Source organism: Antrihabitans cavernicola (assembly GCF_008297975.1).
Taxonomy (GTDB): Bacteria; Actinomycetota; Actinomycetes; order Mycobacteriales; family Mycobacteriaceae; genus Antrihabitans; species Antrihabitans cavernicola.
This window is the reverse complement of the sequence record NZ_VLNY01000003.1, coordinates 507,738-519,730: the sequence shown is the minus strand read 5'-3', so window position 1 is coordinate 519,730 and position 11,993 is coordinate 507,738. Positions and strand designations below refer to the sequence as shown.

Annotated in this window: 9 protein-coding genes; 5 read left to right on the top strand and 4 right to left on the bottom strand. The window is 65.8% G+C overall.

The annotated features are described in order from the left end of the window. The first annotated feature begins 13 nt into the window (after nt 1-13). Entirely contained in the window at nt 14-907 is an 894-nt protein-coding gene (locus tag FOY51_RS09665) for a PAC2 family protein (RefSeq protein ID WP_149429980.1), read from the top strand. Then, on the top strand, nt 904-2,049 hold the full coding sequence (locus tag FOY51_RS09660) for an MFS transporter (protein ID WP_235916216.1): 1,146 nt from the start codon (nt 904-906) through the stop codon (nt 2,047-2,049). Before FOY51_RS09665 ends, FOY51_RS09660 begins: the two co-directional genes overlap by 4 nt. On the opposite strand, the gene FOY51_RS09655 is transcribed toward FOY51_RS09660, so the two are convergent. From FOY51_RS09655 to FOY51_RS09645, 3 genes are all read right to left on the bottom strand, one after another. After that, the gene (locus tag FOY51_RS09655) at nt 2,006-2,764 is read right to left on the bottom strand and encodes an alpha/beta fold hydrolase (protein WP_149429979.1); all 759 of its coding nucleotides are present in this window, start codon (nt 2,762-2,764) and stop codon (nt 2,006-2,008) included. The two genes, FOY51_RS09660 and FOY51_RS09655, sit on opposite strands and share 44 nt — an antisense overlap. 10 nt (nt 2,765-2,774) lie before the next feature. Then, a complete protein-coding gene (locus FOY51_RS09650; protein ID WP_149429978.1) occupies nt 2,775-3,131 on the bottom strand; it encodes a GatB/YqeY domain-containing protein in 357 nt (118 codons plus the stop codon). Between the two features lie 181 nt (nt 3,132-3,312). After that, on the bottom strand, nt 3,313-3,690 hold the full coding sequence (locus FOY51_RS09645) for a VOC family protein (RefSeq protein WP_235916215.1): 378 nt from the start codon (nt 3,688-3,690) through the stop codon (nt 3,313-3,315). A 59-nt stretch (nt 3,691-3,749) separates the two neighbouring features. Between FOY51_RS09645 and FOY51_RS09640 the strand changes: the two genes are divergently transcribed. Genes FOY51_RS09640 through FOY51_RS09630 form a run of 3 tightly spaced genes read left to right on the top strand, consistent with a single transcriptional unit; the run spans nt 3,750 to nt 10,740 of the window. After that, nucleotides 3,750-5,234 (top strand): TIGR02677 family protein, encoded by a 1,485-nt coding sequence (locus FOY51_RS09640; RefSeq protein WP_235916214.1) that lies wholly within the window; start codon nt 3,750-3,752, stop codon nt 5,232-5,234. Beyond that, entirely contained in the window at nt 5,231-6,574 is a 1,344-nt protein-coding gene (locus tag FOY51_RS09635) for a TIGR02678 family protein (RefSeq protein WP_149429977.1), read from the top strand. Before FOY51_RS09640 ends, FOY51_RS09635 begins: the two co-directional genes overlap by 4 nt. Further along, nucleotides 6,571-10,740, top strand: a complete 4,170-nt coding sequence (locus FOY51_RS09630) for a TIGR02680 family protein (protein WP_149429976.1) — start codon at nt 6,571-6,573, stop codon at nt 10,738-10,740. Before FOY51_RS09635 ends, FOY51_RS09630 begins: the two co-directional genes overlap by 4 nt. Before the next feature lie 7 nt (nt 10,741-10,747). Here the strand turns inward: FOY51_RS09630 and mshC are convergent, their stop codons facing one another. Further along, nucleotides 10,748-11,989: a cysteine--1-D-myo-inosityl 2-amino-2-deoxy-alpha-D-glucopyranoside ligase gene (gene mshC, locus FOY51_RS09625; protein ID WP_149429975.1), complete on the bottom strand. Its 1,242-nt coding sequence runs from the start codon at nt 11,987-11,989 to the stop codon at nt 10,748-10,750. Between the last annotated feature and the right edge of the window lie 4 nt (nt 11,990-11,993).

Below are 11,993 nucleotides of genomic sequence, written 5' to 3'. Positions count from 1 at the left end.
GTAGGCTGACGAGGTGAGTTCCTCCGAGATCCCGGTCACGCCGGACCCCGACATCCCCACGCTGCGCAATCCGATCCTCGTCGCCGCCTTCGAAGGCTGGAACGACGCGGGCGATGCGGCAAGCGGGGCGGTGGAGCATCTGGAGTTGATCTGGGACGCAGAGCCCCTCGCGGAACTCGACTCCGAGGACTACTACGACTACCAGGTCAACCGTCCCACAGTCCGTCAGGTGGACGGCGTCACCCGCGAGATCGCGTGGCCCGCGACGACGCTGTCGGTGTGTTCGCCGAAAGGCAGCGATCGCGACGTGGTGCTGCTCCGCGGGATCGAGCCCAACATGCGCTGGCGCAGCTTCTGCGACGAGCTGCTGGAGTTCGTCGATCAGCTCGGCGTGACGACGGTGGTCATCCTGGGCGCTCTTCTCGCCGACACTCCCCACACGCGTCCGGTGCCGGTGACCGGTTCGGCTTACAGCAAGGAAGCCGCCGAGCGCTTCAATCTGGAACAGACGCGCTACGAAGGGCCTACCGGCATCACCGGTGTGCTGCAGGATCACTGTGTAAAGGCCGGCGTGCCTGCCGTGTCGTTCTGGGCGGCGGTCCCCCACTACGTTTCGCAACCCCCGAATCCGAAGGCGACCATCGCACTGCTGCAACGCGTCGAGGACGTACTCGACATCGAGGTCCCGCTTGGCGAGTTGCCGTCCCAAGCAGAGGACTGGGAAGAAGCCGTTTCCGAGATGACGACGGAAGACGAAGAGATCGCCGAATACGTGCGGACGCTCGAAGAACGCGGTGACGCCGAAATCGACATCTCCAAGGACATAGCCAAGATCGACGGCGACGCGATCGCCGCCGAGTTCGAGAAGTATCTGCGCCGACGGGGGCCAGGAAGCTTCGGTTTGTGAGGCGCGACTCGCTGCAGATCGCGGCGTTGTACGCAGGCGGCTTCCTCGGCCCGTTCGGCGGCGGCGTGGTCGCAGCAATGCTTCCAGAGCTCGGCGCCGATCTCGGCGTCAGCGCCAATTCGGCATCGACATCGCTGACGGCATACCTCTTTCCTTTCGCAGCAACGATGTTGGTGTCGGGAACCCTCGGTGCGCGATGGGGCCGCGTTCGCACAGTTCGCATCGCCTATGCGGTATACGTGTTGGCATCGATCGCGTGCGTCTTCGCACCGACTCTCGCACTCTTACTGGGTGCCCGTGTCCTGCAGGGCTGTGCCAACGCCTTCACCACGCCGCTGCTGTTGGCTGCGCTCGCCGCCTTGACGCCACGGCAACGCCTCGGGCGGGTGCTCGGAACGTTCGGCGCCCTGCAAGCAGCCGGTCAGACGAGTGCGCCGCTGGTCGGCGGGCTTGCGGCAGAGGTGAATTGGCGGCTGGCGTTCATCCTGATCGCCGCGGTCGCCGCGGTGCTCGGCGTGATCGGTCTGCCCGATTCCGTCTCCGCGATCCCGGCCGACACGACGATCCGCCTTCGAGAAGCGTTGCGTATCGACGTGATTCGTGTCGGTGTGATCGCGCTGATCGGATGGGGCGCCCTCGGCGGACTGAACTTCCTGTTGGCGTTTCGTGCCGAGGACGCGTTCGGCCTCGGCCCCACCGCACGCGGTGTGCTGCTGACCTGCTTTGGAATGGCAGGCATTCTCGCGGCTAGACCCGTCGGTACCGCGATCGATGCCATCGGTGCTCGACGCGCCGTGATCATCGGCGCGGTGGTCGGCGGTGGACTTGTCGCTGTCGTCGGCACGGCAGGCCAACTCGTCGTCACCGCGCTGGCCTGGGCACTGGCAGGTGTTGCCGCGCAGTTCGTTCTGGTCGGTGTCAACGCTGCCGTATTGGGATCTCGCAGCGCCAACCGATCAGGTGCGGTGTCGGTGGTCCAAGCGTTCCGCTTCACCGGTGCCGCAATGACTCCCCTGCTGCTGACGCCGGTGTACGGCACCCATCACGTCCTCGCGTTCGTCGTACCCGCTGTGTTGCTGGCCGTCGCTGCGCCGCTCGTCATGCCCCCATCACACGCGGTGCATCGTGAGCCAGAAAACTGAGCAGCAACGGGTTTACGACGTCTGGGCACTCGACGGGCAGCGCATGCGTGCCGGGTAGCACAGCCAATCGGCCGTTCGCCACAGCCCGGGCGATGGCGGTGCTGTGCTCGACGGTCACGTCGTCGCAATCTCCTTGCAGCACAAGGGTCGGCGCTGTGATGGACGCGAAGTCCGCGATCGGAATCGTCGGCTCGCGATCCCACATGTCGAACACCTTGCCTAGGAAGACCGGCAGATGATCGACGCCGTCGGGTGACGTTGCCGCGTATTGCGCGACGAGGAAGTCGGGCGGATCGGTGCGCCACGCGGCCAATCCATCGACGACGCCGTCCGGCATCTTGCCGTCGTCGTCGAAGTACTGACCTATCAACACGATTCGCCGCGCAAGATCGGGCCTGCGCATCGCTACCAGCGCCGCGACCACTGCACCGTCGCTCCAGCCGATCAGATGAGCCGGGCCACCGACCACGGCATCGAGGTAGCGAACGGTGTCGTCTGCCATCACGCTGTACGTCAGCGGACCTTCGACGTCCGGAGTCCGACCATGACCACGCCGCTCCGGCACATGCACCTGATAGCCGGCATCGCCCAGCGGTTGTTGCTGGGCGAACCACGACTCCGCACCGGCCAGTCCACCGTGTAGCAAGACGACGGGGTCACCGGAGCCGAACACGTCGTAGTGAGTTCTGATGCCGTCGAGGTCGATGTAGGACACGGCGTCGAGGTTACGTATGCGCCAGATATCGACGCAGAACGTCGCCTTCGGATCGCAGGCGCAGCGCGTCGTCGGCGCGATCCATCGCCTCGTACTTCTCCGCGGCGGCGTCGCGTTCGTGTACCTCGGACTCGATGATCGACCGGACGTCGCCGTCGGTGAGCACACGACGCGCCACGTCCGCGGCGCCGAGGCCGACGTGGGCTCCGGCGACATGCTCGCCATCGGTGGCCACCGCATCGAGCGAGTCGGACGGAACGGCTTCCGCGTTGTCGATCGCGGCAAGCGCGGACCGCAAAGCCGCAACCGCCGTGCGGTCCTTCGCCTTCATCGCTGTAGTGAGATCTCGGCGCAGTTCGGTCCTCATGCCTATCGATGCTAATTGGCAGACTTTCGAGCACCAGAAGGCGCATGACTACGCTGTTGCGGGGCCGAATCCGGGGAGAGCGAGGCCGCAGTCGAGTCCTTCGCGCGAAAGCCCAGCAAATGGACGCGGCGTACGGCGTTCACCGCGCTTGCGGACGCCCGTGTACGCGAATTGGGGCTGACTATTCCTGCGGTTTCGGGAACATCGTCGTGAGGCAGAACGGGTGGCCTGCGGGATCGAGAAACACGCGCCACCGCGTGGGATCGGACTGGTCGGCTGCGCGACGGGCACCGAGTTCGACGGCCTCCGCTTCGGCCTTGTCGAGGTCGTCGACCGCCAACTCCAAATGAATCTGCTTCGGCAGCGCGCCGGCCGGCCAGGTCGGTCGTTGGTAATCGGGAACCTCGGTAGCTCCGAGGAGCGACTGGCCGACGAGTATCACAACGCCGGTATCGCTGCGGTGCACGATCGATCCGTCCAACATGTCCGCCCAAAACTGACCGAGTTCCTCGGCATCGGCACAGTCCAACGTCGTCATTGCCCAGCGTCCTACAGCCACGACCCGACTTTATCCGGGCCACGTCCAGCGCGGGACCGGTCGGCCAATACCCTGTTTCGGTGACCGCATCCGTCGACAGCTTTGTGCGCGACGACCGGTTACGTCTCTTTTCCTTCGCCACCGCCGAGAAACGTGCCGACTACCTGTGGGTTCTCCGGGCGTTCGACAATGCACGCGCAGGCTACGTCGTCCTGCTCCACGCCGGCGACGTGGTGGCGACGTTGGACCGGATCGCCGCCGACGAGATGTCGTTGACGGCGGCCGAGGTCACTCCCCTGCTCGAGCAGTTGCACCACTGGGGCGTCCTGGAACGCAGCTACGACGGGACGCGCGCGGCCAATCTCGCCGAGTATCGGAACCGTCACTTCGTCTACCAATTCGCCCAGGTCGGTTACCAGGCCTATCGCGCGGTCGAGGATGTGCTGCACGCCCGACTCGAGGATGCGTCGCTGTCACGCCTCGTACTCCCCGAACTGCTCGCCGATCTGACCGACCTCGCCGCCGCCAACCGGACCGCAGACGCCGACCTGATCTACCGAAAGCTGAGCAGGCTGGACTCGGCGCTCTCGGACATGGCGACCCGAGCTGCGCATTTCTATCTGTCGCTGGGCGATCTGGTGCGCACCACCGAGGTGACCCCGGAATCGTTCCTCGCACACAAGGACGCACTCCTCTCGCACATGCGCGAGTTCAGCGTCGACCTCGCCCGGTTCGCGCCGAAGCTGGCCGCTGCCATCGGTGAGGTCGAGGCGACCGGCGTGGACGCCATGCTTCGACGAGCGGCGTCGAGCGATGAACGCGTGCTGTTGCCGATCGAGGAACGCGAAGCCGATTGGTGCGGCCGGTGGAACGGACTGACCAACTGGTTCGTTGCCGCCGAAGCCGAGCTGAGTGAATCCGATCGGCTGCGCGAAGGCACGATGAGCGCGATCGCTGCCGTGCTGTCTCTGTTGCGACGGGTGACCGAGACCCGCAAGGGTGGCGTGAGCCGCGAGTCGTCGCTGCGGCACCTCGCAGGCTGGTTCGCTGCGGCACCGACCGAAGACAGCGCGCACGCGTTGTTCGGCGCGGTGTTCGGGCTCGGGAAACCACGGCACCTGGCGATGGAACATCCCGATGCTGACATCGTTCCCAATTCCCGGTCCTGGTGGGATGCACCGCCGGTCGAAATCTCGCGCACGCTCGCGGAAACAGGCAGGCCGCCGACGCCGGGCGCTCCCGGCCGGATTCAGCGCAACGACAGTGGAGTTCGTCGACTCCGTGAGGCACAACTGGACGCGCAACGTGTGCGCGCGGCGGCAGCGAAGTCGCTGGCCGAGTCCGATGTACACGAGCGAATTCTCGACGATGCCGAAACTGCGGTGCTCCTGCGACTGCTCGATGCGGCATCCACTGCGTGGGTACCGGTCAGCGGTCGGGTCGGCAGCACCACCGGTACCGAAAGTGGTGTGAAACTCACGGTCACCGAGTGCGAAGGTTCGACAGTGGTCCGGACCTCTCGCGGCCTGCTGCACCTGAACAACCGGAAGCTGACGGTTCGGTGAGGGCAAAGGAGATCGCGCCGCTGACGCTCGACAACTATCAGCGAGCGGCACGCGTGATTCTGTCGAATCACCTTGTCACGACGACCTTCCCGGATCGTATTGCGTTGCCGCTCTTGCGCCGCTGGGCAACCGAGCTGCGCGACGACATGCAGGAACTGTTCGGCTACCGGCTCGAGGTCACCGAAACCACTGCCAGGTTGTTTCCGGTCTTCGATCGGCTCGATGCGACGCAACCCGCGCGCACCGCGACAGACCGCGTCTTCGATCGTCGACGCTATGCCTATCTCGCCTTGGCGTTGGCGGCACTGGGCCGGGCGGGTGATCAGATCACGTTGTCGGAGTTGGCCGATCACGTCGCAGCGGAGACCGCGCAGGTACCGGGGCTCGAGCTCGCCACCGAACGAGCAGCCGATCGTGACGCGTTCGTCGATGCGGTCGGATGGCTTGCGACGCGTGGTGCAATCGCGCTGGCAGACGGCGACGCCGGTGGTTGGGTGAGCGACCCCGAAGCGGGCGAAGCGCTCTACGATATCGATCGTTCGGTGGTCACGGCCATCTTCCGGCCGCAGCATGCGCTGCAACATCTGCGCAGCGTTCGCGGCTTGCTCGCCGAGCCGTCGCAGAGCGCCGGTGAGAACACACGACGGATTCGACGCGCATTGATCGAGCGACCGGTCGTCTACTACGACGACTTCGAACCCGACGACGCCCGAACGTTGGCTGCCGACAAAACGATCGGCGACGTGGAACTGTTGACCGGGCTGACCGTCGAGCGGCGCGCCGAAGGCGTCGCACTCATCGATTCCTCCGGCCGACTCTCGGACGTGCGGTTCCCGAGCACCGGCACAGTCGCCCAGGTGGCGCTGCTGCTCGCGGGCGAGATTGCGGACCGAGTGCTCGACCTGGACGATCCGATCGAGCGTCGGGCCGCCGATACAGGCGACGGCAGTGACCGTCTCGTCGCTGCACTCGACGGTGCCATTCCCGAGTCCGGTGTGTTCGACGCGTTGGCCGACGAACCGGGTGCCGACATCGCTATCGGTGCGGCAACCGAGCACCCGTTCATGACCGATCGGTGGCTCACCGACACCGTTGCCGGGTTGGTCGATCGCTACGGCAAAACCTTTGCCGCACAGTGGCAGGCAGATCGCGACGGACTGCGTGACGCGGCGGTGGAGATGCTGCAACGCCTACGACTTGTGCAGGGTGCCGACGGCGGACTTCTCGCGCTGCCCGCCCTTGCTCGCTATCGAGGTGTCGTGGTCAACGTCCGATCCCGACCACCCGATCCGAGCCTGTTCGCCGACAGCTGCGCCCGATCAGACAGCGAGGTCCTATGAAGTCACAACGCAGCACCAGGTTTCGCCCGACCCGGGCAGGCATCGTCAACCTCTGGGACTACCGCGACCAAGAATTCTCCTTTGCCGACGGCCGACTTGTGCTGCGTGGCCCCAACGGTTCCGGTAAGACGAAGGCCCTCGAGGTTCTCTTTCCCTTCGTTCTCGACGGACGGATCGAGCCGCGTCGCCTCAACCCGTTTGCAGGCGAAGAACGCACCATGAAGTCGAATCTCCTGTACCGCAAGCAGGAATCCGCGCACTCTTACGTCTGGATGGAGTTCACCCGCGGCGATCGCGCGGACCCGGAGGCGGTGACCGTCGGAATCGGTATGCGCGCCAGCAGATCCAACGACAAAGTGACGCGCTGGTATTTCGTTGCCGACGGGCGGGTCGGGCTCGATTTCTCGCTGCTCGGAACCGACGATCGACCGCTCACCCGAAAGCAGCTCGCCGAGGAACTCGGGTCGGACGCCATCGTGGATCGCCCGGTCGACTACCGAGCGGCCATCGACGGTCGGCTCTTCGGTCTCGGAACCGAGCGCTACGACCAGCTGATCAACCTGATCCTCACGCTACGCAGGCCGCAGCTCGCGAAGAACCTCGACCCGAAGGGACTGTCACAGGCGCTCACCGACGGGCTGCGACCGCTCGACGAGCAGATGGTGCTCGACGCGGCTCGATCCTTCAGTGACATGGAGGAAGTAGGCCGCGCACTCGAGGGCCTGGTTCAAGCCGACAGTGCCGCAAAGGCGTTCGTCGGCGTGTACGCCAAATACCTTGCTGTCGCCGCAAAGACCGACGTCGACAAGGTTGCGGCCAGACTCACCAGCGTCGAGCATGCGACAACCGCACTGTTCGCCGCCAAGGCGCTTCGCGAGCGCCGACGTGCCGAGCGGACCGCGGCGGACGAACGCCTGACAGCTGCGGATCGTGCGCTCGACGACGCGACTGCCGACCGCGAAACTTTGCAACGGTCCAGCGCCTACGAAGGCAAGCAACAACTCGACGACTTGGCCGATGCCGTCCGCAAGCTCGAGGTATCGACGCAGGCGCAGGCCGAGAAGTCGGTGAAGGCTCAGGCGACCTTGAGCCAGCGCACCGACGACGCCGCGCGGGTACGCACCGCTCTACGCGAATCGGCTGCCGCCCTCGCCCGCAGCGAACGCGAATTGACCGATGCCGCAGAAGAAGCCGGCATTCCGTGGACTCCCCTGCCTGCACACGCCCGCGCCGACCAGTTGACCACCGCGATTCGTGGCCATGCCGAAGAACGCGACACCAGTGTGCGCGCCGTACGCGGCGCCCTGGCCGTTGTGGATCGCGCGACCGCCGAGCGTGCGCGTGCGGACCGCTCGGCGACCAGAGCCCGTGAACTCCACGATGCCGCGACAGCGGATGTCGCACACGCCGAGGGTGCCGTCGGCGCCGCACTCAGCGCCTCGGCGGCGCAGCTGCGCACGTGGTGGGATACGCACCGAAATCTGTACGGGCCGAAACGGTCCGATCTGTTCGACGCGCTCGACGAGGCCGCGAAACAAGTCGGCTCCGACTCGCCATCACTGTCCGAAGTTCTTGCGGCGCAGACCGAGCCGATCGTCGACGAGCTACGGCACACGCGGGAGCAGGCCCGTGCAGCGGTCGCTGCTGCGACCGCGCAGCTGGCCGAGTTGGCCAAAACCCGCAAGCAGATTGCCGACGAGAAAGACGACGCACCGCCCGCCTCGTCACATCGCCCGTCGACTCCGCAGCACACAGGCGCACCGTTGTGGCGTGTGGTGCGATTCGCCGATTCTGTGAGCGCCGCGGACGCCGCAGGTATCGAGGCCGCTCTGCATGCCGCCGACCTGCTCGACGGATGGGTCTGCGCTGCACCGACTTCCAAGGGAACTGGAAAAGCCGACGCAAGCTCCGAGCACCTGCTCGTCGCCCTTCCCGCAGCACAGCGTCCGTCGGGCCGAACTCTCGCCGACCTGCTAGAGGTGGAGCACGACGCCGGAGTGCCCTCAGAAGTGGTGGCTGATCTGCTTGCCTCCATCGCCATCGACGACACCGACGGTCCGGTGCGGGTCGGCATCGACGGTCGTTACGTCCAAGGCATCCAACAGGGTCGACACACCAAAGCGGAACCCGAGTTCATCGGCTCTACCGCACGGGCCCGACGTCGGGCGTTGCGCGTCGCCGAACTCGACGCTGCCGTGCGCGCGGCCACCGACGAGCACTCCGCGTCGCGCGATCGCGAAACCGAGGCGTCGGCTCAGTTGACCCGTATTGCCGCTGCGGCCAAGGCCCTACCGCGTAACAGCCCCGTCGTCGCCGCGCTGCGCAGCGTCTCCGAAGCGGCCGGTGCACTGCGCACCCGTGTCGATGCAGTGACGGCCACCCAGCGTGAGCTCGACATTTCGGTAGGCGAACTGTCCTCCGCCGAAAAGAAGTTGCGCGCAGTCGCAGCCGAACACCGAGTTTCTCGCACCGGCCGCGAACTCGATGCACTCGCCGCCGCGGTCCGACATTTCGAGAACGTGGGCAACGCGCTGCTGCGGCAGCGTAGCCAGCATCTGCGAGAGACCGAACGGCAGGGCGAGGCTGACGATCGCCTCGACGAAGCACGCGGTCTCGCAGAGGAATTCGCCGAAGAAGCAGCGATTGCCGATCAGGGCTACCAGCAACAGGTAAACAAGCTGAACACGCTGCGTGACGCTATCGGCTCGGACGCCGAGCAGATCGACGCGGACTTGGCTCGGGCACGCGAACGCATCGAGACCGCCAAGGCGGAGCAACGGGCAGCGCGCAAGGCTGACCGTGATGCGGGCGAGCAGATCGGCCAGGCTGACGGTGCACACCAAACCGCGATCGAGGGTCTTCGCAGCAGCCTCACCGAAACACTCGCCGACGTCGCGACTCTGGCGCCGTACGCACAGCCCGATGTTCTCGCCCTGCTCGACGCCCCGCAGGAATTCGGTTGGCCGACAAGCGATGCCGCGTGGTCGAGCGTCGAGCAGCTCCTGTACCGCATCGAATCGGCCGAGTCACCCGATGCCGACATCAGCGTGCTGCCGCCCGAGGTGGACGGGCTGTACCGCGGCCTGGTGAGCGCAACCGAGTCGGTGCGCGTCAGTGATGCGGCCCGCAAATCTACGCGGAGTGCGGTGACGTCCGCACTGCAGGAGTTCGATGCTCAGCTGGCTGCATCGGGTCAGGAATTCCGGCTGCATTGGGATGCAGCCGACGGTCTCACCGTCGTACGCGTGGAGGACGAGCAGGGCGATTCGTCGATCGCCGATTTCGCACATCGGATCGAGATCGCTCGCCGGGAGCAAGAACTGCTGCTGACAGATTCCGAACGACGCATCCTCGAAGACGCCCTGCTGACCGGACTTGCCCAGCAGATTCACGAGCGTACAGTCGACGCGCGCGAACTCATTGCTCGGATGGGCTCGGAGATGAAGCAACGCCGGATGTCGTCGGGCAACACCATCGGTGTCCACTGGGTACTCGCCGATGCGTTGGACGACAACGCGCGGGCAGTCTCCAAGCTTCTCGATCGCGATGTGTCGGCGCTGGGGCCGGATGAACTGGCAACCATCCGAGCACATTTCGCGGCGGAGATCAGGTCTGCTCGCGCGGCACACCCGGAACGGTCCTATCCCGAGATCCTGTCGTCGACGCTGGACTATCGCCGCTGGCGGGTGTTCTCGTTCACGCTCATCGCCGGCGACGGAACCGAGGAGCGACTGACGGTCGCGCGGCACAGTGCACTTTCCGGCGGCGAGCAGTCCGTGTCGCTGCACCTGCCGCTGTTCGCGGCGGCGCATGTGATGTTGTCTTCCGCCGATCCGCACTCACCACGCCTGCTGGCGCTCGACGAAGCCTTCGCAGGCGTCGACGACAACGGACGTAGCGAATTGCTCGGTCTGAGTGTGCAATTCGACCTCGACCTGTTCATGACCGGCTACGACCTGTGGATCACCTACGCCGATGTCCCCGGATGCGCGCATTACGACCTTGCACATTCTGCAGCCGAAAACACCGTCAGCGCAACGCTGCTGGTGTGGGAGGACGGCGAATTGCTCGCCGAACACGACGGCACCGACCTGGCCGCCGCTCTGGGCTCACCGTTGCGGCGACGCGTAGACGTGCCGATCGAGGGTGGGCTCGAATACGCCTGACGGGCTGCTAATGCAGCGAAATCCCGAGCAGCGCATCGACGGCGTCGGCGAACAAGCCGGGCGCCGTAGTGTCGCTGCCACCGTGCTCGAGTGCCCGCACAGCCCAACCGTCGACTGCGTCGATCGCCTTGGGGGTGTCCAGATCGTCGGCCAGATGCTGACGAAGTCGCGCGACGGTGTCCTCGGCCGACGGGCCCGCAGTGAGCGCCGCAGCCGCGCGCCAGCGCGCCAAACGCTCGTGCGCCGTATCGAGTACCGCGTCCGTCCATTCGCGATCGGTCCGGTAGTGATCGGCAAGCAGCCCGAGCCTGATGGCTGCCGGATCAACCTGCTGGCAGCGAAGTTTGGAGACGAAGACCAGATTGCCCTTGCTCTTCGACATCTTCTCGCCGTCGAGTCCGACCATGCCGGTGTGCACGTAGTGACGGGCGAATCGTCTTCCGGGAGCGACCGATTCGGCGTGGGCCGCAGAGAACTCGTGGTGCGGAAACATCAGATCGCTGCCGCCGCCCTGCACGTCGAAACCCGTGCCGATTCGGTTCAAAGCAATGGCCGCACACTCGATGTGCCAGCCGGGCCTGCCCGCACCGAAGGGCGACGGCCATGACGGCTCGCCCGGCCGGACAGTCCGCCATACCAGGGCGTCGAGTGGATCACGCTTGCCCGGCCGATCCGGGTCACCACCGCGTTCGGCGAAGAACGTCTCCATCGTCGCGCGATCGTAGCCGGATTCGTAGCCGAACTGCTCGGTGGCATCCGCCCGGAAGTACACGTCCGGGTACTCGGCGTCGTCGACCACGTAGGCGGCACCGGACGCCACGAGCTTCTCGACGAACTCCACCACCTCGTTCACCGACTCCACGGCGCCGATGTAGTCGCGGGGCGGGATCACGCGCAGCGCTTCCATGTCCTCGCGGAACAGCGCAGTTTCACGCATGCCGAGAACCATCCAGTCCTCGTTGTCGCGAGCGGCGCGCTCGAACAGCGGGTCGTCGACGTCGGTGACGTTCTGCACGTAGTGGACCTCGAGGCCCGCGTCGCGCCACATCCGGTTGACCAGGTCGAACGTCAGATACGTTGCCGCATGACCGAGATGAGTCGCGTCGTACGGAGTGATCCCGCAGACGTACATGGTTGCCGTCCCACCTGGCGCGACGGGACGAACTTGCCGATCGGCGGTGTCGTAGAGGCGCAACGGTGGACCGTCGCCGGGGACGGAAGGGACGTCGACTTCGGACCACGACTGCATGACT

What these genes read in the sequence shown, in the direction of transcription:
- mshC (WP_149429975.1), bottom strand. Translation starts at nt 11,989, where the DNA reads ATGCAGTCGTGGTCCGAAGTCGACGTCCCTTCCGTCCCCGGCGACGGT.
- FOY51_RS09630 (WP_149429976.1), top strand. Translation starts at nt 6,571, where the DNA reads ATGAAGTCACAACGCAGCACCAGGTTTCGCCCGACCCGGGCAGGCATC.
- FOY51_RS09650 (WP_149429978.1), bottom strand. Translation starts at nt 3,131, where the DNA reads ATGAGGACCGAACTGCGCCGAGATCTCACTACAGCGATGAAGGCGAAG.